The 20,547-nt window shown below is 61.9% G+C and carries 17 protein-coding genes; 10 read left to right on the top strand and 7 right to left on the bottom strand.

Annotation, left to right across the window (positions count from 1 at the left end; genetic code table 11):
• The first annotated feature begins 94 nt into the window (after positions 1 to 94).
• Positions 95 to 2,200, top strand: a complete 2,106-nt coding sequence (gene glgX, locus AB8A38_RS24375) for a glycogen debranching protein GlgX (RefSeq protein WP_439087726.1) — start codon at positions 95 to 97, stop codon at positions 2,198 to 2,200.
• 143 nt (positions 2,201 to 2,343) lie between these two features.
• Positions 2,344 to 3,192, top strand: a complete 849-nt coding sequence (locus AB8A38_RS24370) for a transglutaminase-like domain-containing protein (RefSeq protein ID WP_439087725.1) — start codon at positions 2,344 to 2,346, stop codon at positions 3,190 to 3,192.
• 62 nt (positions 3,193 to 3,254) lie between these two features.
• On the opposite strand, the gene AB8A38_RS24365 is transcribed toward AB8A38_RS24370, so the two are convergent.
• Both AB8A38_RS24365 and AB8A38_RS24360 read right to left on the bottom strand, forming a co-directional pair.
• Positions 3,255 to 4,778 carry a permease gene (locus AB8A38_RS24365; RefSeq protein ID WP_439087724.1) on the bottom strand — a complete coding sequence of 508 codons (1,524 nt, stop codon included), beginning with the start codon at positions 4,776 to 4,778 and terminating at the stop codon, positions 3,255 to 3,257.
• Positions 4,775 to 5,563, bottom strand: coding sequence for an ABC transporter ATP-binding protein (locus AB8A38_RS24360; protein WP_439084087.1), 789 nt, complete (start codon positions 5,561 to 5,563; stop codon positions 4,775 to 4,777). The genes AB8A38_RS24365 and AB8A38_RS24360 overlap by 4 nt, the downstream gene beginning before the upstream one ends.
• A gap of 224 nt (positions 5,564 to 5,787) precedes the next feature.
• Between AB8A38_RS24360 and AB8A38_RS24355 the strand changes: the two genes are divergently transcribed.
• The 4 genes from AB8A38_RS24355 (at position 5,788) to AB8A38_RS24340 (ending at position 11,277) form a co-directional block, all read left to right on the top strand.
• Positions 5,788 to 6,483, top strand: coding sequence for a Crp/Fnr family transcriptional regulator (locus AB8A38_RS24355; RefSeq protein ID WP_439087723.1), 696 nt, complete (start codon positions 5,788 to 5,790; stop codon positions 6,481 to 6,483).
• Between the two features lie 64 nt (positions 6,484 to 6,547).
• Positions 6,548 to 6,952 (top strand): response regulator, encoded by a 405-nt coding sequence (locus tag AB8A38_RS24350; RefSeq protein WP_439087722.1) that lies wholly within the window; start codon positions 6,548 to 6,550, stop codon positions 6,950 to 6,952.
• Between the two features lie 194 nt (positions 6,953 to 7,146).
• Positions 7,147 to 9,108: a methyl-accepting chemotaxis protein gene (locus AB8A38_RS24345; RefSeq protein ID WP_439087721.1), complete on the top strand. Its 1,962-nt coding sequence runs from the start codon at positions 7,147 to 7,149 to the stop codon at positions 9,106 to 9,108.
• A gap of 90 nt (positions 9,109 to 9,198) precedes the next feature.
• Positions 9,199 to 11,277, top strand: a complete 2,079-nt coding sequence (locus tag AB8A38_RS24340) for an ATP-dependent helicase (RefSeq protein WP_439087720.1) — start codon at positions 9,199 to 9,201, stop codon at positions 11,275 to 11,277.
• 6 nt (positions 11,278 to 11,283) lie between these two features.
• Here AB8A38_RS24340 and AB8A38_RS24335 read toward each other — a convergent pair whose 3' ends face one another.
• Entirely contained in the window at positions 11,284 to 12,201 is a 918-nt protein-coding gene (locus AB8A38_RS24335; RefSeq protein WP_439087719.1) for a LysR substrate-binding domain-containing protein, read from the bottom strand.
• A gap of 129 nt (positions 12,202 to 12,330) precedes the next feature.
• Between AB8A38_RS24335 and AB8A38_RS24330 the strand changes: the two genes are divergently transcribed.
• Together AB8A38_RS24330 and AB8A38_RS24325 are read left to right on the top strand one after the other, a co-directional pair.
• Entirely contained in the window at positions 12,331 to 13,272 is a 942-nt protein-coding gene (locus tag AB8A38_RS24330) for a ring-cleaving dioxygenase (RefSeq protein WP_439087718.1), read from the top strand.
• A complete protein-coding gene (locus AB8A38_RS24325; protein WP_439087717.1) occupies positions 13,269 to 13,907 on the top strand; it encodes an alpha/beta hydrolase in 639 nt (212 codons plus the stop codon). Before AB8A38_RS24330 ends, AB8A38_RS24325 begins: the two co-directional genes overlap by 4 nt.
• 163 nt (positions 13,908 to 14,070) lie before the next feature.
• Here the strand turns inward: AB8A38_RS24325 and AB8A38_RS24320 are convergent, their stop codons facing one another.
• From AB8A38_RS24320 to AB8A38_RS24310, 3 genes are all read right to left on the bottom strand, one after another.
• On the bottom strand, positions 14,071 to 15,768 hold the full coding sequence (locus AB8A38_RS24320; protein WP_439087716.1) for a thiamine pyrophosphate-binding protein: 1,698 nt from the start codon (positions 15,766 to 15,768) through the stop codon (positions 14,071 to 14,073).
• Between the two features lie 207 nt (positions 15,769 to 15,975).
• Positions 15,976 to 16,299, bottom strand: a complete 324-nt coding sequence (locus AB8A38_RS24315) for a hypothetical protein (protein WP_439087715.1) — start codon at positions 16,297 to 16,299, stop codon at positions 15,976 to 15,978.
• 162 nt (positions 16,300 to 16,461) lie between these two features.
• Complete coding sequence (locus AB8A38_RS24310) at positions 16,462 to 17,472, bottom strand: class 1 fructose-bisphosphatase (protein WP_439087714.1); 1,011 nt, start codon at positions 17,470 to 17,472, stop codon at positions 16,462 to 16,464.
• 155 nt (positions 17,473 to 17,627) lie between these two features.
• Between AB8A38_RS24310 and AB8A38_RS24305 the strand changes: the two genes are divergently transcribed.
• Positions 17,628 to 18,602 (top strand): LysR family transcriptional regulator, encoded by a 975-nt coding sequence (locus AB8A38_RS24305; RefSeq protein WP_439087713.1) that lies wholly within the window; start codon positions 17,628 to 17,630, stop codon positions 18,600 to 18,602.
• Positions 18,603 to 18,700: 98 nt separating this feature from the next.
• Positions 18,701 to 19,375, top strand: coding sequence for a heme oxygenase (biliverdin-producing) (locus AB8A38_RS24300; RefSeq protein WP_439087712.1), 675 nt, complete (start codon positions 18,701 to 18,703; stop codon positions 19,373 to 19,375).
• 173 nt (positions 19,376 to 19,548) lie between these two features.
• Here AB8A38_RS24300 and hemF read toward each other — a convergent pair whose 3' ends face one another.
• Complete coding sequence (hemF, locus tag AB8A38_RS24295; RefSeq protein ID WP_439087711.1) at positions 19,549 to 20,442, bottom strand: oxygen-dependent coproporphyrinogen oxidase; 894 nt, start codon at positions 20,440 to 20,442, stop codon at positions 19,549 to 19,551.
• Positions 20,443 to 20,547: the final 105 nt, after the last annotated feature.

Here is a 20,547-nt window from a genome sequence, read left to right as displayed (position 1 = left end):
CAAGATATATTCCGAAACAACCTGATTGCATTGCAACGGAAATGCGGCGGCGCAGTTATCCCGCGCATTTTCATCACCAGACAGTGGGGCAATCGTGACGAACAGAGTAGTTGAAGAAGGTCTTCCCTATCCCTTTGGCGCGCATTGGGACGGAAAGGGCACCAACTTCGCGCTCTTCTCGGCCAATGCCACCAAGGTCGAGGTCTGCCTGTTCGACGGCGACAAGGAAACGCGAATCGAGCTGCCGGAATATACCGACGAGGTGTTTCACGGCTACATCCCGGACGTCAGCCCCGGCACTTTCTATGGCTACCGCGTCCATGGCCCGTATGAGCCGGAAAAGGGCCATCGCTTCAATCCGAACAAGCTGCTGCTGGATCCCTATGCCCGCGCCCATGCCGGGCAGCTCGAATGGAATCCGGCCGTGTTCGGCTACAAGATGGAAAGCGGCGACGATACCACTTTCGACGAACGGGACTCCGCCCCGTTCATGCCGAAATGCGTGATTGTCGATCGCGACTTCGACTGGGCCGGCGAGGCTGGCCGGCAGCCCGTGCCATGGGACCAGACCATCATCTACGAGACCCACGTCAAGGGCTTCACCAAGCTGCATCCCGACGTGCCGGAAAAGCTGCGCGGCACCTATGCCGGCTTCGGCAGCAAGCCTGTGGTGGATTATCTCTGCGGCCTCGGCATCACCTCGGTCGAGCTGCTGCCGATCCATACTTTCATCAATGACGACTATCTGCTGAACAAGAAGCTGGTGAATTACTGGGGCTACAATTCCATCGGCTTCTTCGCGCCCGATCCGCGCTACGCATCGGACGTACCGAACTCGCTACGCGAGTTCAAGGAGATGGTGTCGGCGCTGCACGCCGGTGGGCTCGAGGTCATCCTCGACGTGGTCTATAACCACACCGCCGAAGGCAACGAGCTTGGCCCGACGCTATCCTTCAAAGGCATCGACAACGCCAGCTATTACCGGCTGATGCCGGACAAGCCCCGCTATTACATCAACGACACCGGCACCGGCAACACGGTCAACCTATCCAATGCCCGCGTCATCCAGATGGTGGCGGACAGCCTGCGCTACTGGGTGCGGGAGATGCACATCGACGGCTTCCGTTTCGATCTCGGCACCATTCTCGCGCGCGAAGTCTACGGTTTCACCGAACAGAGCGGCTTCCTGAAAGCCGTCGATCAGGATCCGTTGCTGACGACAGTGAAGCTGATCGCCGAACCTTGGGACATCGGGCCCGGCGGCTATCAGGTCGGTGGCTTCCCGCCCGGCTGGGCGGAATGGAACGACAAATTCCGCGATACTGCGCGCGACTTCTGGCGCGGCGAAGCGCCGGTCTCCGCACTGGCGCCGCGGCTTGTCGCGTCCGGCGACATGTTCAACCATCAGGGCCGCCGCGCCTGGGCCAGCGTCAACTTCGTCACCGCCCATGACGGCTTCACGCTGAACGACTGGGCGAGCTACAACGAGAAACACAACGAGGCCAATGGCGAGGATAACAAGGACGGCTCCTCCAACAACGCCTCGTGGAATTGCGGTGTGGAAGGGCCGACCAACGACAAGGCGATCATCGCGCTGCGCGAGCGGCAGAAGCGCAACATGCTGGCAACGCTGCTGTTCTCGCAGGGCACGCCGATGCTGCTCGGCGGCGACGAATTCGGCCGCACGCAGAACGGCAACAACAATGCCTATTGCCAGGACAGCGAGATCTCCTGGTTCAACTGGAGCCTGACGACCGAGGGCAAGGACCTGCTCGCTTTCACCAAGCGGCTCATCAAGCTGCTCGGCGGCTGCTCGGTCCTGCGTCGCAGCCGCTTCCTGACCGGCGAACACGATCCCGATCTCGATGTTCGCGACGTGACATGGATCAACGCCAATGGCGGCCCGATGGAAGATGCACATTGGAAAGACGGCAACATGAAATGCTTCGGCATGCTGCTGGACGGCCGCGCGCAGAAGACCGGCATCCACAAGCCAGCCGAGGACCAGACCATGCTGATGATTCTCAACGGCTTCGAAGGACTGGTCGATTTCACGATGCCCGAGGCGTTTGGCGGACAGGCCTGGGAACTTCTGGTGGATACCAATATCCCCGATACGAAGGGCGGCGAGGATTTCCCGTTCGGCCATATGTATCAGGTGACCGCCCGCTCGCTGCTGCTGCTGTCCCTGAAGAAATAGCTCATGGCGCAGCGGGGCCGGCGCGGCTTTGCTGCCCACATTTTCTGCACATTCCTGTCACTGAACCTCGGAACGATGTTTGGTGACTACACTTGTCTGGCAACGATGAATTCCTGATTTGCCGAGCAAGTGGAGACGTAAAAGTGAAGATTCGCGCGGGCTACGACATCGCTTTCCAGTGTTTGCAGGAAACACCCATGATCCTGATGCTCAGCATTCATCCTTCGCGCGCGAAGGATCTGCAGAGCCCGCACCGGATCCAGTTTTCCCACGACGTACAGGCGCATGATTATCTCGACATGTTCGGCAATACCTGCACGCGCATCGTCGCGCCGCCCGGGCTCATCGAGATCAAGAATGACTTTCTGATTTCAGATAGCGGACTGCCGGATGCGGCTCCGCCGTCCGGGGCGCTGCAGGCGGTCGGCGAGCTACCTGACGATGTCATGGTCTTCCTGCTCGGCAGCCGCTACTGCGACACCCAGAAGCTGTCAGATCTGGCCTGGTCGCTGTTCGGCCATATCGAGGATGGCGCAGCGCGCGTCCAGGCCATTGTCGATTACGTGCATCAACGCATCGAGTTCGGCTATCACCATGCCCGCAACGATCGCACCGCCTTCGAAGGCCATGAAGAGCGCATCGGCGTGTGCCGCGACTTCGCGCATCTGGCCGTTACGCTGTGCCGCTGCATGAACATTCCGGCGCGCTACTGCACCGGCTATCTAGGTGATATCGGCGTGCCCAAGGATCCCGCGCCGATGGATTTCAGCGCCTGGTTCGAAGTCTATCTCGGACACAAGTGGTACACCTTCGATGCGCGCCACAATCATCCGCGCATCGGGCGCATCGTGATGGCCCGCGGCCGCGATGCCGCGGACGTCGCAATCTCCACCAATTTCGGCCCGACGCCGCTGGTGCGTTTTACGGTGGTCACCGACGAGGTTTTTAGCGAAGCCACCTCTGCCGTCGCGCCGATGTCGATGGTGGCCTGATCGTCGTTTCGAGACCGTTGTTAATTTCAAAGCCATCCGTGTCCGCGGGTGGCTTTGCTGTTTCAGGTCCTGACAGGACTGATCTTCCACGTCAGAGCCATGAGGCCTGCCGTCATGGCACCCGAGATCACAGAGGCAATCGGCAGCACCAGTGCCAGTGCCGCCGTCGCGGCCCAGCCGATCGACGAGAAAGCCTCGGCGAAGGTCGCAATGCGCGATGACGTTTGACGGCGCCTGAACTGGCTGCGCCGTGCCTGCACCCTGAACCAGAGCTGGATGGCTGTCGCCGAGGCGGCCGCCACGACGGTCGCCAATGCCGTCACGGCAGCCAGCTGCAGCGAGACGAGCGCAAGACTCGCGACCATCGGCGTGAACACCACGGCGATGATCACCAGCACGACTTCGACCTTGGCCGTGATGATCGTGTTTGCGGGAAGCGGCGCGGTCGTGACCAGATCCGCTGCGTCTTCGCCGGAGATCGTCAGCCAGGCCAGGCCGCCGGCGAGCTGACCCGCGGCCATCACGATCACCGGCGCCAGCACGATGAACGCGCCGGCCCCCTCGCCGAAGCTGCGCCACAGCATCAGGGCCGGCGGCAGCAGATACAGCAGCTGCATCAGGGTTTGCGAGACCAACCACGGATCGCGCCATAACAGGATAAATTCCTTGCGGCGCAAGGCGTTACGTCGAGAACCCGGTCGAAACGGTCTTGCGACTTTCTTGCGACCAACTTGAGCCAATGGTGCGGCACTGGCCACGTAGTTGCTGAATCGCGGCGAGAAGATCGCCATGGCGCTTCCCAGCATAATCAACCCGGCTGCCAGCAGCGGCACCAGTGCCGCGACATCGCCAAGCATCGCGCGCGCGGGCCACCACGCCATGCTGTCCGCTTCAGGCGCAAAGGCAGCTGCGGCATCGGAGGTCAGCACGGCGAAACGCGACAACGTGCCGTAAGAGAGAATCGCCGCAACCTGCAATGCGATGACAAAGCCTGCGCCGGTCACGGCTGAAATAATTTGCGCGACCAGTCGCGTTTTGGCGGGGCCGCAGAGCTGAAACAGTCCGACGGTGATGGCGATGGCGCACGCCGATGCGGAAAGGCCCATCGCGATGACGACGGCATAGGCGGAGAACCAGCGTGCACCGCCGCCGATCACCAGTACGTTGACGAAAGGCGTTGCCAGTAGCATCGCCATCAGGGTCACCGTCAAAGCGATAGCCGCGATGCGGACGGAGAACAGGTTGGTGAGCGGCGCGGGTGACGACATGATGAGATCGAGATCGGCGCGCGCGTAGAATACGCGGGTGACGGACTCGATAGCCTGCGACAGAACGAGCGCCCAGGCGAGGAAGATACTCGCGGTGATAACAATGGCCGTCGGTTGATCGAGCGGCGTCTGCACATCTGCGAAACGGCCGACCACCGCATAGGCCGGCAAATGCAGGAAGATCACGAAGGCGATCAGCAGAAGCGAAACGCTGCGCGGACGCCAGCGACGCCCCGCCGTGAGCATGCCCAGCATCTCTCGCCAGGCCAGCCGGACTTCATGGCCAGCAAACCACATCACGCTGGCGGATGGCGTCATGCGGCAACCGGCGCGCCGTCCACCAGCGCCACGAACATATCTTCGAGGCTGGTGTCGCCCTGTCCGTTCTGCTGACGCAATTCGGCAAGCGTACCTTCGGCAATCAGCCTGCCTGCGGCGATCACGCCGATCCGGTCAGCCATGCGCTCGGCGACTTCGAGAATATGCGTGGTCATGATCACGGTGCAGCCGGAGCGCACGCGATCCTGCAACAGGCCTTTGACATGACGCGCCGACACGGCATCGAGCCCGGTCAAAGGTTCGTCGAGAATGATCAGCCGGGGCTCATGCACCAGCGCCCCGGCCAGCGCCACCTTCTGGCGCATCCCCTTGGAGAAGCCTTCGCATCGCTCATGCAGATGTGGACCAAGGCCTAGCGATGCCAACAATCCATGCGACGTGCGCTCCGCCGTTTCAGCATCGCAGCCCCATAGACCGGCAACGAATTCGAGGTATTCGAGCGGCGTTAGCTTGTCATAGATCATCGGCTCATCGGACACCCAGGCCATGATCTGTTTCGCTGCCACCGGATCGGCGAGCGCGTCGATACCAAGTATCGACACCGATCCGGCATCGGGACGCAGCAATCCCGCGACCATGCGCAATGTCGTCGTCTTGCCGGCTCCGTTGGCACCCAGCAGCGCATAGAACTCGCCAGCACGAACCGTGAGATCGAGTCCGTCGACGGCTGGCCGATCGAAACGTTTCGTTAACCCTCGCAATTCAAGGGCAGCGTGTGTTGCGGACATGACAGACGATCTGCGCGTTAAGTTGCGTAGCAACATGGAGGGAAGTTGTTTCAGGGCAGTGAATCCGATGACGTAACTACGCCGCCTCACGCGCCTGGTGGTATCTATGTGCGCATCGGCATTGATGACCCCATCAATCCTCCCACTCACGCATGTGCGTTTGTGATCTCTTATGCCGGCAATTTAACTAGATCTGATGGGAACAATACAACCCTGAATAGATTTACGCTGACCTGCAAAGATCGATCCGGAGATTCGCGATGACACGGCTAGCTGCCTTGAAGGTCCCTGCTGTAGCCGAGTTCGATGCGCCGTATTTTCTGACCTGTCCCGGCATCGGAAAGGTTACGACCGACTGCAAGAAAAACCAGAACATCTTCTGTCAGGGTGAGGTGGCAGATTCTGTTTGCTACATCCTGAGCGGGCGTATCAAGCTCACGGTCCTGTCCGAACAAGGCAAGGAAGCCGTCGTCGGCCTGCTCGAACCCGGACAATTCCTCGGTGAGGGTTGCCTGAATGGTCATCCGTTGCGCACCGTCACAACGACGGCGATGGAAGACTGCACGATTGTTACCATTAACAAGTCGGTGATGCTCGCCCATCTGCGCGACGAGCCGGCTTTCGCAGAATTCTTCGTCGCCTATCTTCTGTCGCGCAACAACCGCATCGAAGAAGATCTGATCGATCAGTTGTTCAATTCAAGCGAGAAGCGCCTCGCGCGCCTGTTGCTGATCCTCGCTCACTATGGCGAGGGAGGCGCCAGCCATCCCATCGATATCGACATCAGTCAGGAAATGCTGGCGGAGATGATCGGCACCACGCGGTCGCGCGTCAGCTTCTTCATGAACAAGTTTCGCAAGCTCGGATTCGTCAGTTATGACGGACATATTCAGGTCCACAGGTCGCTGCTCGATGCGGCGTTTAACGAGAAGCCACATTTGCAACGTGGAATGTAGCGATGCGTGCGTAACCAGACAACCATGCTCCGCACTGGCGCGACGGCATCCGGGGGACCGGCAGATGGCAAGCATCCTGATCGTCGACGATGACAAGGTCGTTCAGATCTTCACCAAATTGATGCTTGAGCGCGAAGGCCACCGCGTCACTTGCGCGAGCGACGGCCCGCGCGCGCGCCACATTCTCCGCAACGCGGATTTCGATCTACTCATCATCGATATCTTCATGCCCGGGATGAACGGGCTGGAGACGATGAAGCTGGCGCATCAGTGCCGCCCGGAGATCCCGATCATCGTCATGTCAGGTCACGCGGCCTCACCGGCAGGCGTGTCAGCGCCCGATTTTCTCGCGATGTCCACCGAGCTCGGCGCCGTCTGTCGCCTCCAGAAGCCCCTCAAATCGGCGGTTCTTCTCTCGCACGTGGACCGATGCCTTGCGCCGGGGAATGGCTCGTCTCGGCTCCACTAGTATCGTCGCACATTCGATCACGACTGATGCTGGCATCGCCCGAAGCCAAAATCTGCTGCGGCATAATGGAATTATGATACCCGGATACCTACACAGCAGAGGTAATTAAGGGCTCCTTCACTCGGCTTCCCTATTTTCACGTGGAATTTCAGTGCCGCAGCAAAATTGCTTGTCGCGGTCCAAGGGGCACGTCGATGCAAGCACTCAATTCTATTTCAGCACGTATGATTGTCGCCATCACGCTCGTCGCTGCCGGATCGTGCGGCGCGCTCGCTGCCTTCAGCATGTGGCAGCAACAGGCGATCATCGACACGGCCCTTACGCGCGAGGCGCATGACGACTACGCCAATCTGACCGCTGCGCTGAATGCCGAAACGCGCACGCTGCTCGCGGTTGCCGAGTCGATCGCGTCGTCACAGCCAATCAAGGACTCTATCAAGGCGAACGATCGTGCCAGTGCGCTCGCGAATCTGAAGGAGGCCCATCAGCGTATCAAGCCGCGCGGCCTGGAACTGATCACGATTCAAACACCGCCGGCCATCAGCTTCGCCCGCATCCATAATCCCGGCACCTTCGGCGACAACGTCTCCGAGCGCCGCAAGATGGTGGTGCAGGCGATGACCAGCAAGAAGTCGGTCGGCGGCATCGAGCCCGGCCGCGATGCGCTCAACGTCTTTGGCGTAGCGCCCGCGATGGATGGTGAAGCCATTCTCGGCACCATCGATGTCGGCGCCCCGTTCGGCAAGACTTTCGTCGACACCATGAAGTCGCGCTTCGGTGTCGATGTCGGCATTCACCAGATCGATGGCCAGGCCGGCAAGACGCTAGTGTCCACCCTGAAGTCGGCTGCCCCGAGTGTCGATACGCTGCGTCGCGCGCTCGCCGGTGAAGTCGTGACACAATATGGCGAACTCGACAACAAACCTGTCGCCACCACCTTCGGCGCGATCAAGAGCTTTTCGGGCGACAATATCGCCGTCTTCGAGATCACTCGCGATACCAGCGGATATCACAGCCTGATGCGATCCTCGCTGAATTGGCTGGCCATCATTTCTGCCTGCGTGCTGCTGCTCGCCGGCGCCATCGCAACCTTCATGGGCCGCTCGATGGCGAAGCCGATCCGCGCACTCGAAACTGCGATGCGCGCCATTGCGGGCGGCAATCACGCGATCGCGGTGCCGGGTGCAGGCCGCAAGGACGAGATCGGCTCGATGGCCGGCGCCGTCGAAATCTTCAAGACCGGGCTGATCGAAACCGAACAGTTGCGCGCCGCCCAGGAAGAGCAGCGCGAGCGCGCCCAGAACGATCGCCGCGACACCATGAGTGCTCTCGCCTCGCGCTTCGAGGGCAGCGTTGGTACCGTAGTCACCGCCGTCGGTTCGGCTGCCGGCGAACTCCGCAACACCGCGCAATCGATGGCGGCCACCGCCGAGGAATCGACCCGGCAGACCGCAGCCGTCGCGGCAGCGTCCGAGGAGGCCACGCAGAGCGCTCAGGCGGTCGCCGCTGCTATCGAGCAGCTCAACGCCTCGATCAGCGAGATCGCACAGCAGGTCAACGAATCTGCCCGCGTCGCCGGCGATGCGGTATCGCAGGCCAACGTCACCAATAGCGAAGTGCAAAGCCTTGCGGAGGCCGCGCAGAAGATCGGCGACGTCGTCAAGCTGATTAGCGAGATCGCTGCGCAGACCAACCTGCTCGCACTCAATGCCACCATCGAAGCGGCCCGCGCAGGTGAAGCCGGCCGCGGCTTCGCCGTCGTCGCTTCCGAAGTGAAAGCACTGGCCACCCAGACGTCGAAGGCAACGGACGAAATCTCGGCACAGGTCGGCGCGATTCAGAGCGCCACGAAGCTCTCGGTGGGTTCGATTCAGAGCATCACCTCGACCATCGGCCGCGTCAGCGAGATCGCAAGCGCCATCGCCGCCGCCGTCGAGGAGCAGGGCGCAGCCACGCTCGAAATCGCCCGCAACGTCGCCGAAGCCGCCCGCGGCACCGGCGAGGTCTCGCAAAACATTGCCGGCGTCAATGACGCCGCCCGCGAGACCGGCCTCGCCGCGTCGCGCGTGGTGGAGTCGGCCGCGGACCTGTCACGCAATGGCGAAGACCTCCGCACGCAGGTCGATGTGTTCCTGCGCGAAGTACGGGCGGCCTAATTCTTCCAGCGGCGCGCTTCGGCACGCCGCTCTTCCATTGCGAACAAAGCGGGAATCAGCGAGCGTGATTCGTCACCTCGGATACATGCCTTGCTCGCTCAAGCCTCTTATCTCGACGCCCTCAATCCAGAACAACGCCATGCCGTCGAGCATGGCGTGTTCCCGCACGGGAACAGCATCACGTCTGCACCGCTGTTGGTCATCGCCGGTGCCGGTTCCGGCAAGACCAACACCCTTGCACACCGCGTCGCGCATCTGATCGTCAATGGCGCCGATCCGCGCCGCATCCTGCTGATGACCTTCTCGCGGCGCGCGGCCAGCGAGATGAGCCGCCGCGTCGAACGCATCGCGCGCAAGGTGATCGGCGACAATGCCGGCGTCATGACCGACGCACTGGCCTGGGCCGGCACCTTTCACGGCATTGGCGCGCGACTCCTGCGCGACTATGCCGAACAAATCGGCCTCGATCCTGCATTCACCATTCACGACCGCGAGGATTCCGCGGACCTGATGAATCTGGTCCGGCACGAACTCGGTTTCTCCAAAACCGAAACGCGCTTCCCGACCAAGGGCACGTGCCTCGCGATCTACTCCCGCTGCGTCAATTCCGAGACCGAACTCGATCAGGTGCTCGGCGCGTCCTATCCGTGGTGCGCGGCCTGGTCGGCTGAGCTGCGCGAATTTTTCGCCGGATATGTCGAAGCCAAGCAGAAGCAGAACGTGCTCGATTACGATGACCTGCTTTTGTACTGGGCGCAGATGGCGAGCGAACCGCTGCTCGCCGATGATATCGGCGGTCGCTTCGATCACGTGCTGGTCGACGAATATCAGGACACCAACCGGCTGCAGTCGGCGATCCTGCTGGCGCTGAAGCCACAGGGCCACGGGCTCACCGTCGTCGGCGACGACGCGCAGTCGATCTATTCGTTTCGCGCCGCCACCGTGCGCAACATTCTCGACTTTCCCAGGCAGTTCAGCCCGCCGGCAGAGATCATCACGCTCGACCGCAATTATCGCTCGACGCAGCCGATCCTGGCAGCGGCCAATGGCGTGATCGATCTCGCCCGCGAACGCTTCACCAAGAATCTCTGGACCGACCGCGCCTCCTCCGCCAAGCCGCAACTCGTCACCATCAGGGACGAAACCGACCAGGCCCGCGCCATCGTTGCGCGTGTGCTTGAGAATCGCGAAGGCGGCATGACGCTGAAGGAACAGGCGGTGCTGTTCCGCACCTCGTCGCATAGTGGATCCCTGGAAGTCGAGCTGACGCGGCGGAACATTCCGTTCGTGAAGTTCGGTGGGTTGAAGTTTCTCGATGCTGCGCATGTCAAGGACATGCTGGCGCTGCTCCGTTTCGTCGAGAACCCGCGTGACCGCGTTGCCGGCTTCCGTCTGATGCAGTTGCTGCCCGGCGTCGGGCCGGCGTCCGCACAGCGCGCGCTGGATCACATGATCACGGCGCCCGATCCGATCGGCGCGCTGGTACATGCCCCTGCGCCGCCGCGCGCAGCTGCCGACTGGCCCGGCTTTGTCGAGATCGTCAGTGAAATAAAATCAGGCCGTGCCGGCTGGCCCGCCGAGCTGGAACTGGCGCGGCGCTGGTACGAGCCGCATCTCGACAGGATTCACGAGGACTCGCTGACGCGCCGTGCCGATCTGATCCAGCTCGAAGCGATCGCCTCGGGCTATCCGTCCCGGGAACGTTTCCTCACCGAACTCACACTCGATCCGCCGGACGCGACCAGCGATCAGTCCGGCGTGCCATTGCTCGATGAGGATTATCTGATCCTCTCGACCATTCACTCTGCCAAGGGGCAGGAATGGAAATCGGTCTATGTGCTGAATGTGGTCGATGGCTGCATGCCGTCGGATTTGGGCACCGGGACATCCGCCGAGATCGAGGAAGAGCGCCGGCTTTTGTATGTGGCGATGACGCGCGCCAAGGACGATCTGCATCTGATGGTGCCGCAGCGCTTCTTCACCCACGGCCAGCAGGCGCATGGCGACCGCCATGTCTATGCGTCGCGCACCCGCTTCATTCCGGAGGCGCTGCTCCATTTGTTCGAGCGCACCACCTGGCCACAGGTCGCGGCAGTCGATCCGGCGCGTGCGGCTGCGCAGGGTGTGCGCATGGACATCAATTCCCGCATGCGCGCGATCTGGCGCTAATTCGCCCTACGTTTTGAGTTGCTTGTCCCACTCGGGCACGCCGCTGAAGCGCGCCACCAGGAAGTCGATGAACAGCCGCACCTTCACGGCGAGATGCCGCGTCGGTGGATAGATCGCATAGAGCGTCAACGGCGGCGCCTTGTAGGCACTGAGCACACCGCGCAGAGATCCTGCACGTAATGCATCGCCGGCAATGAAGGTCGGCAGCAGCGCGACTCCCCTGCTTTTGATGGCGGCATCGCGCAGCACCTCGGCATTGTTGACGCAGAGCGTCCAGCTCGGCTGGATCCAGTGATCGTCACCATTCTTGCCCGTGAGCTTCCATTGATTGCCCGTGAGCAGGAAGCCGTAAGTCAGAAGTGCGTGGCTGCGCAGGTCTTCCGGCAGCTTTGGCGTACCGTGCTGCCTGAGATAATCCGGCGATGCACAGACGACGCGATCAATGGCGACGATCTTGCGCGCAATGAGGCTGGATGATTCCAGATCGGCGATACGCAGTGTGACATCGAAGCCACCCTGCATCGGATCGACCTGATCGTCCGAGAGTACGAGCTGAATTTGCAGCTCCGGACATTGCGCCATGAAGTCGGCGATGGCCGGCCCGAGTTGCAGCGTGCCGAATGACATCGGCGCATTGACGCGCAGCAATCCGCGCGGCGTCGATTGCGCCTGCGCCACCGCCTGATCGGCGGCATTGAGATCGGCCAAAATACTTAACGCCCGCTCGAAATAGGCCTGGCCATTCTCGGTCGCGCTGGCATGGCGCGTGGTGCGGTTGAGAAGCTGCACGCCCAGATCCTGTTCAAGCTCGCCGACATATTTCGAGATCGCCGAGCGCGACAGCCGCAACTGCCGCCCTGCTTCGGAGAAACTACCGAGTTCGACGACTTTGACGAAGGCACGCAGGCTGTTGAGTTTGTCCATGAGGCATTCCTGACTGTCACCATATCGTAGACAGTCATGTCACAAATGACCAGATTGTCTTTGATCAGGGGATCACCCAATTATCCCGGCAACGGAAGACGAAACGCCTTCCTAACCAGGAGACAGACCATGTCAGGCATCCACCATGTCACCGCAATTGCTGGTAACGCCTTGCGGAATTTCGATTTTTACACCCGCGCGCTGGGCATGCGCTTCGTCAAGAAGACCGTCAATTTCGACGATCCGGGCACCTATCATTTCTATTACGGCGATGAGACCGGCAAGCCGGGCACCATCCTGACCTTCTTCCCGTGGGAACATGCCGCCCCCGGCCGTGGCGGCGTAGGCCAGACCCAGCAGACCTCGTTCCGCGTCCCGGCCCGTTCGCTCGGCTACTGGACGCATCGCTTCATTGAGAAGGGCATCGCCCATGAAGCGCTCGAAAAGCGCTTTGGCGAAGCCGTGCTGCCCTTCACCGATCCGGACGGCATGAGCCTCGCTCTGGTCGGCGTTGCCGGTATCGAGAACGAGCCCGGCTGGAGCAATGGCGACGTCCCGGCCGAACACGCGATCCGCGGCTTCCATGGCGTGACGCTACTGCTGGAGAAGGCCGAGAAGACCAGCGCGATCCTCACCGACGTGTTCGGCTTCAAGGAAACCGCGCGTGAAGGTTCGATCATTCGCCTGAGTGCCGACAGCGCGGAAGGCGGCATCGTCGACATCTATGAGGCCGGCGGTTTCCTGCCGGGCCGTCAGGGCCGTGGCTCGGTGCATCACGTCGCCTTCCGCGCTATCGATGATGCCGATCAGCAGGTGATGGCCAACAAGCTGGTGAAGACTCATGGCCAGCAGCCGACGGAGCAGAAGGACCGTAACTACTTCCGCTCGGTCTATTTCCGCGAACCCGGCGGCGTGCTGTTCGAGATCGCCACCGACATCCCGGGCTTTGCCGTGGATGAGCCCGTCGAATCCCTCGGCGAACATCTGAAGCTGCCCGCGTTCCTCGAAAAGCATCGCAGCGAGATCGAACGCGTGTTGCCGGTGCTCGATATCGAAAAGGTGGCGTCATGAGCTTTGATCTGTCCCACATCCATCGCTTCGTGCCGGGCAACCGGCACGAGGCAACACCGCTCCTGCTGCTGCACGGCACCGGCGGTGACGAAAGCGATCTGCTGCCACTCGGCGAGGCGATTGCGCCCGGCACTGCATTGCTGTCGCCTCGCGGTCAGGTGCTGGAGCACGGGATGCCGCGTTTCTTTCGCCGGCTCGCCGAAGGCGTGTTCGACGAGGACGATGTGATCAGACGCGCCAACGAGCTCGCGGACTTCGTCACCGAAGCACGTAAGCGTTACGGCATCACCGCACCGATCGCGCTCGGCTATTCCAACGGCGCCAATATCGCCGCTGCGATGATGCTGTTGCGACCCGAGGCGCTGGCCGGCGGCATATTGTTGCGGGCGATGGTGCCGCTACGTGACGCGCCAGTGGCAGATCTCGCAGCCAAGCCGGTACTGATCGTGTCGGGCCAGTCCGATCCGATCATCCCGCCAAGCAATTCGCAGCGGCTTGCCGTGATGCTGGCAAAAGCGGGTGCCGATGTGCAGCACCGCACGCTGCTCGTTGGCCATCAATTATCGCAGGCGGACCTGACGATTGCGAAAGAATGGTTGGCGAATGTTGAGGCAACGAACCAAGCCGCGGCATAACCTCTCCCCGCCTGCGAGGAGAGGTCGACAGCGAGCGCAGCGGAGCCTTCGGGTGAGGGGGAGTTAGTGGTTTGCTCTTAACGCTCCCCCTCACCCGGCTTTCACGCGCTCCACGCGCTTCAGCCGGCCTCTCCCCGCAAGCGGGGAGAGATAAGAAGGCCAACTACAAATTCGCGCCACTGAACATTTCTCTGTACCAATCCGCTATGAGCTTCGGATTGATCCGGCCATCGACGATGAACACGCCCTGCGCACCATCGGCGACCCAGGCCTTCACGGCATCGAGATCGGCGAGCGTCCGCACCACAACGCCATCGGCGCCGTAGCCGCGCGCGATGGCGGCAAAGTCGGTCACCGGGAACTGCGCCATGCCGGCGTTGTAGCCTTCGGGCCCGAAATGATGCACCTCGGCGCTATAGGCGCTGTCATTATAGATGAAGATACAGATGCGCTTCTTCAGCCGCACCGCGGTTTCCAGTTCCGCGATCGACATCAGGAAGCCGCCATCACCGACTGCTAACACGGTCAAGCGTTCCGGCTGCGTCACCGCCGCACCGATCGCGCCGGCAAGGCCGAGGCCGATGGACTGGAACGCGATCGGAATGCACCAGCCTTTATGATCGGGCGCTGAAATATAGCGCGTCACCCAACCGACGAAATGTCCGCCGTCGACAACGACGGTGCGATCCTTCGGCAGGATATCGTCCATCGCCTTGCTCAGCGTGCGCGGATCGATGTGCTCGGCAGTGCTGGTGTCGTCATAGGCCAGATTATGATTGCCTCTGGCAGTCATCACCGCCGCAACCTCGGGCGTGCGCCAGCCGGCCTCGCTGGGCGGCGTCTTGTCAAACGCCTGCAACACGGTGGTGGCCACAGCCGAGGCATCGCCTTCAAGTTCGAGATCGACCGGACGATGCACGCCGATGCGCCCCTTCTCGACATCGATCTGCACGAGCTGGGCATAGTCCGAGATCAGCTTGCCCTTCTTCGTGGTCCACATGTTCAGCGACATGCCGAAGGCGAGGATCATGTCGCTCTGTGCAATCAGTTCAGCCGTGGCCTTCGACGAGAAACCGCCGGCAACACCCAGATTCCACGGATGACCGGAAAACATCCCATGCGCCTGCAACGACGTCGCCAGCAACGCGCCGAGTCTGTCGGCCAATTGAACCAGTAACGGCTGCGCATCGGCCACGACAGCACCATGACCCGCCAGAATCAGCGGTCGCTTCGATGTCCGGATCGTCGCAACAAGTTCATCCAGCTTCGCCGGATTGATCGTGACCCGCGGCATGATTGGCAAATGCTTCTTGCCCATCGTCGCCGTCACCGGCATTTCCTGCACATTGATCGGCAGGCTGAGCACGACCGGCTTGCGCTCACGCAGAGCAACCGAGGCTGCTTTCCAGGTGTCGGCGTAAGCGCTCTGTGCATCGGTGATCTGCCGCCACTCGCCGCCAACCGCGTGAACGAGTTCGGATTGATTAAAGGCAAATGCCGACTGCTTGTCGCCGAGCACCACGTCACCCGCGAGAACGAGCAATGGTGTGTCGCTCTTCGCAGCTTCGCCGATGCCAGTGATCGCATTGGTCAGACCTGGCCCCGCCGTCACACTGACAATCGTGAGATCGCGCGTCAGACGCGCCGCCACATCGGCCATGCTCACCGCGCCGCCTTCGTGACGCGCAGCGACAAACTCGACACCGAACTCGGTCAGGCCGAGCGTCACCTTGAAATTTGCGCCGCCAACCAGACCGAAACAGCGCTTGGCGCCGATATCGGCGATCGCGCGCGCGACTTCGCGCCAGACGGTCGAACTGGCCGGGGTGTGGTCGAGAACTGCAGCGGATGAGGATGTCATGAGGTCACTTTGCACCGATCGCGATCTCCTCGACATTCAAGGATCGGGCCAAAGTAGTTTAGGTCTAAAGGAATTGCCATATGCCGATCGCGCTGGCCCAATCACGTGATCGGGAGAGCGAAACAGGCCCAGAATTGCCATCTGCGGTGATCCGCAGTGGCCAATTCCGCGCAGATGCGCCTTAATTCAGGGCAGATCGGTCGGCGATTACGCCCGTCCGGCGATCACCATGCTGTGCAGATCGTCGGCCATCTTCGGCGCAGCAGCGCCTTCAAGCGACGATCGCAGGGCCTCGATATCGGCATCCGGGACCGGGCGCCATCCGCAGGGGCACTGACCGTCCTGATGGGCCGCGGCAACTTCGCGATAGGTCGCGCCGATCGCGGTTGCCAGAAGACGCATCACCACATCGGGCGCCAGACGCGAGCTATCGAGCACGCGGCAGAACGTCGTCATGATGGCCTGGTTGAGATAGATCTGTGTCGAATTCTCGTCGGTGATATCAGAGACCTTGACCTGCTGCGGAAGCATGCGCGTATCCTTTGCGACCCCTGCGTTTGTCTAGGCCGCGGTCGCGTCATGCTCAACCGGTTTCGGGCCGGCTAGCCTTAGAAGGCCTCAAGCCTGTCATGTTTTGAATGGCTCAAAACAGGATGTGTCGTGCGCACATTCTTGGTTCGGCTGCGCTTTGCTTTATTCTGCTGCGGCTTGCGCTTGTCCCGCGCTGGCATCGATATGCATGGCCTCGATACGCTTCACGTTGCTGATCGACCCCATGATCAGCGGCACGCGCTGATGGATCGCCGTCGGCGCGAGATCGAGAATACGGACACGACCCGTGGTCGCGCCGCCGCCGGCCTGTTCGACGATGAAGGCCATGGGATGCGCTTCATAGACGAGACGCAGCCGGCCATCGGCATAGCCCTTGCGCGCATCGGACGGATAGAGAAACACGCCGCCGCGGATCAGGATGCGATAGGCCTCGGCGACCAAGGCTGCAATCCAGCGCATGTTGAAATTCTTGCCACGCGGGCCATCGACGCCGGCGAGGCACTCCTCGACAAAGTCGCGCACCGGCGCTTCCCAGTGGCGATGGTTGGACGCGTTGATCGCATATTCCGCGCACTCGGCCGGGATCTGCACGCGCTGGCGAATGCGCTTGTAGCTTCTTGCTGTGCGATCGAGCGTGAAGATATCGACGCCATCACCGAGCGTGAGGACCAGCGATGTCTGCGGGCCGTAGACAACGAAGCCGGCAGCAATCTGTGCGCTGCCTTTTTGCGTGAATGGGATCGCGCCCTTCGAGGTCGGCATGATCGAGAAGATCGTGCCCACCGTCATATTGGTTTCGATATTCGACGATCCGTCGAGCGGATCATAAGCAATATCGAGCAACCCGCCGCTATCACTGATATCCGCTGTCTCGGCTTCCTCGGAGGCCAGCGCTGCCCAGGACACCGGCTTCAGCGCCGCGCGAACGATCTCGTCGGCGCGGACATCGAGATCCTTCTGCACGTCGCCATCGGCATTCTGCGCGCCCTGCGCCTCGCCGGTAATTCCGGCCAGCGCGCCGCAGCCAATCAGGTCGGAGATTTCGATGGAGGCCTTGGCGAAGGCGTCGACCGCAGCAGCCACCGCCAGCCGCAGCGGGTCCTGTCCGGCGTAGTCAGCCGTATATCGGGACAGGGGCATGTGGTCGGTCATCGCAATCTCCGCAAAATACTGGGCTCCTTCTGGCACATGGCCGCGTCCGGAAGGCCCGGGAATGGCAGAAATGGGTCATTTTGCCCACAGATATTGACCCTCGGGGCCAAATAAAGGAACTTTCGTAAAAATTAGGCCGCGAAAGTTTTCCTTATATGACGAAGCGCTTCCGCGACATCTCGATCCGCCAGCTGCGTGCACTGGCCGCCGTCGCCGCCAGCGGCAGCATTACGGCGGCAGCTTTGAAGCTGCGCCTGACACAGCCGGCGGTGACGCTGCAGCTACGCAACCTGCAAGGCCTCGCCGGCCTGCCGCTGATCCAGCGCACCGGCGACGGGATGATTCTGACCGATGCGGGCCGCGAGGTGCTGGCGCTGTCGGAACGGATCGAGGCAGCGATGGCGGCCTGCGCGACATCGCTGGACATGATGGCCGGCAAGACCGGCGGGCGCATCTCCATCGGCGCCGTCAGTACGGCGAAATACTTCGTGCCCTTCGCCATCTCGGCCTTCGCGAAGCTCCATCCCAAGATCGAGATCTTGCTGACGGTCGGCAATCGCGAGGAGACCATCGCAGGTCTGCGCAGCTACGATCTCGATATCGCGATCATGGGCCGGCCGCCGGCCGGGATCGACATGGATGTGAACCTGATCGGCGATCATCCGCATGTGATCATCGCGCCGAGCGATCATCGCCTCGCGGGCAAGGCGCGCCTCTCCATGAGCGATCTCGCAAGCGAGACTTTCCTGACGCGAGAGCCGGGCTCGGGCACACGCGGATTGATGGAGCAATTGTTCGAGAGCGCAGGCTTGCGCGCCACGATCGGCATGGAGATGGACAGCAATGAAACGATCAAACAGGCCGTGATGGCCGGGCTCGGCATCGCCTTCATCTCCGCGCATACGGTGGCCACCGAACTGGAGCAGCAGCGACTGGTGATGCTGGATGTGATCGGCCTGCCGATCATCCGGCAATGGTTCGTGCTCAACCGCAAGGACAAGGTGCTGCTGCCGCCGGCGCAGGCGATGCGCGCATTCCTCGCCGCACAGGGCGCGCAGTTCCTGCCTGCGACGGAAGCCGGCAAATCTGCGCCGGCGCGCCGCAAGTCTCGTAGCCGCGCGGCGCTATAGCGACCGACCTGGCCTCACCTTGTAGCATCCGGCGAGGGTGATATGGTGTCGCCAGCCCGAGCGCCAACACATCCCTTTACCAATCATCGGAGAATTCAATGCCTGCTGTCTCGGCAGATAGCACTGCGCCCGTCAGCGTCGTGACCGCCCTTTATCTCGGCACCAAGGTGCTTCACACCGAAGCCGAGCGCTCCGGCATCATCAAGGACATGCTGCGCGGCGACGTCAGCCGCAAGGGCTATGTCCTGCTGCAGCGGAATCTGCTGGCGGCCTATCAGGCGCTGGAAGCCGGGCTCGAGAGCCATCGCGACACGCCCGTGCTCGCCACACTCGCGCAATATCGGCTCGATCGCGCATCGGCCATGCAAGCCGATCTCAATGTGCTGTGCGATGGCGATTTTTCTGCTGTGCCGATGCTGCCTGCTGGCGAAGCCTATGCCAAGCGCATCGCGGATGCCGCCAAGGGCGACGGCGAATTGCTGATCGCCCATGCATATACGCGCTATCTCGGCGATCTCTCCGGCGGCCAGATTCTCAAGCGCTTGCTCGCCAAGAAGCCCGGCCTCGCGCCGGAGGAATTGTCGTTCTACGACTTCCCGGCCTATGCCGATCTCGCCGCGTTGAAGTCGGACTATCGCACCGCGCTCGATGAAGCCGGCAAGCTCGCCAAGAATCCGCAGGCGATCATCGACGAAGGTTCGGTGGCATTCCAGCTCAACACCGATCTGTCCTGGGCGGTGCAGGGTGCGATCGAAGCGGAGCAGGTGGCGTGAGCTTTTTGCTTAGCCTCTCCCCGCTTGCGGGGAGAGGTCGACGTCCGCATGCGCAGCATGTGGGCGTCGGGTGAGGGGGACTCTCCACGAACTCCGAGCTCGCGGAGAATCCCCCTCACCCGTCGCGGACTTCGTCCGCGCCACCCTCTCCCCGCAAGCGGGGCGAGGGGAAATCACTTCCAGCTGACCAGCGGCGGCATCGAGCTCAGAATATTCTCGACGTTGCCGCCGGTCTGCAGGCCGAACATCGTGCCTTTGTCGTAGAGCAAGTTGAACTCGACATAGAGGCCGCGCGTTTCGAGCTGCTGCGCGCGCTCTTCCTCGGTCCAGGCTTCCTGCATCCGTGCACGCACGATGCGCGGATAGACATCGAGGAAGGCCGAGCCGACGTCACGCGTGAAGGCGAAGTCCTTCTCGAAATCGCCGGTGTTGAGCTGATCGAAGAAGATGCCGCCGACGCCGCGCGCCACTCCGCGATGCGGCAGGAAGAAATAGTCGTCGGCCCAGGCCTTGAACTTCTTGTAGTAAGCGGGATCATGCGCATCGCAGGCGCCGCGCATCGCATCGTGAAACGTGATCGTATCCGGCGCGTCGACCTTGCGCTGCTCGGGCAGCATCGGCGTCAGATCCGCGCCGCCGCCGAACCAGCCCACGGCCGTCGACAGGAAGCGCGTGTTCATGTGCACGGTCGGCACGCGCGGGCTGCGCGGATGCATGATCAGGCTGATGCTGCTGGACACGTAATCGAGCTGCGATCCGCCGCCCGGCATTTGCCGCGCCATCTCCGGCGACAGCTTGCCATTCGCGCTTGAGGTATGGATCCCGATCTTCTCGAACAGGCGACCGTCTGAGAGGAAGCCGCCAACGCCGCCGCCGATGCCCGTCGCGCGGGTCCACGGCTTGTAGGTGAATGTGGCCGGCGTGCCCGGGAACAGCGCCTGCGGCGCCTCGCGCTCCAGCGCCTCGATCTCGGCGCAGATGCGGTCGCGGAGGGATTCGAACCAGACCTTGGCGCGGTTGCGGTTCTGTTCGATTTCTGGACTGACGATCGGGGTCATGATGTTCATGGTCTTTTCGCTCATGATGTTCGTACAGTCTATATGCCGCCTGCGGCGCGATGACACCTTGAGATGCGTCAAAACGTGAGGTGAATCGCCGGTTTTGCGGAATTG

Origin of the sequence: Tardiphaga sp. 839_C3_N1_4, from assembly GCF_051811045.1 — a bacterium.
GTDB lineage: Bacteria > Pseudomonadota > Alphaproteobacteria > Rhizobiales > Xanthobacteraceae > Tardiphaga.
The sequence above is the reverse complement of the archived record's forward strand: the minus strand, read 5'-3'. Positions and strand labels throughout refer to the sequence as shown.

Excerpts from the sequence above, each read along its gene's own strand:
- AB8A38_RS24365 (WP_439087724.1), bottom strand. The coding sequence starts at position 4,778 with ATGACGCCATCCGCCAGCGTGATGTGGTTTGCTGGCCATGAAGTCCGG.
- AB8A38_RS24360 (WP_439084087.1), bottom strand. The coding sequence starts at position 5,563 with ATGTTGCTACGCAACTTAACGCGCAGATCGTCTGTCATGTCCGCAACA.
- AB8A38_RS24355 (WP_439087723.1), top strand. The coding sequence starts at position 5,788 with ATGACACGGCTAGCTGCCTTGAAGGTCCCTGCTGTAGCCGAGTTCGAT.
- AB8A38_RS24350 (WP_439087722.1), top strand. The coding sequence starts at position 6,548 with ATGGCAAGCATCCTGATCGTCGACGATGACAAGGTCGTTCAGATCTTC.
- AB8A38_RS24345 (WP_439087721.1), top strand. The coding sequence starts at position 7,147 with ATGCAAGCACTCAATTCTATTTCAGCACGTATGATTGTCGCCATCACG.
- AB8A38_RS24335 (WP_439087719.1), bottom strand. The coding sequence starts at position 12,201 with ATGGACAAACTCAACAGCCTGCGTGCCTTCGTCAAAGTCGTCGAACTC.
- AB8A38_RS24330 (WP_439087718.1), top strand. The coding sequence starts at position 12,331 with ATGTCAGGCATCCACCATGTCACCGCAATTGCTGGTAACGCCTTGCGG.
- AB8A38_RS24325 (WP_439087717.1), top strand. The coding sequence starts at position 13,269 with ATGAGCTTTGATCTGTCCCACATCCATCGCTTCGTGCCGGGCAACCGG.
- AB8A38_RS24320 (WP_439087716.1), bottom strand. The coding sequence starts at position 15,768 with ATGACATCCTCATCCGCTGCAGTTCTCGACCACACCCCGGCCAGTTCG.
- AB8A38_RS24315 (WP_439087715.1), bottom strand. The coding sequence starts at position 16,299 with ATGCTTCCGCAGCAGGTCAAGGTCTCTGATATCACCGACGAGAATTCG.
- AB8A38_RS24310 (WP_439087714.1), bottom strand. The coding sequence starts at position 17,472 with ATGACCGACCACATGCCCCTGTCCCGATATACGGCTGACTACGCCGGA.
- AB8A38_RS24305 (WP_439087713.1), top strand. The coding sequence starts at position 17,628 with ATGACGAAGCGCTTCCGCGACATCTCGATCCGCCAGCTGCGTGCACTG.
- AB8A38_RS24300 (WP_439087712.1), top strand. The coding sequence starts at position 18,701 with ATGCCTGCTGTCTCGGCAGATAGCACTGCGCCCGTCAGCGTCGTGACC.
- hemF (WP_439087711.1), bottom strand. The coding sequence starts at position 20,442 with ATGAACATCATGACCCCGATCGTCAGTCCAGAAATCGAACAGAACCGC.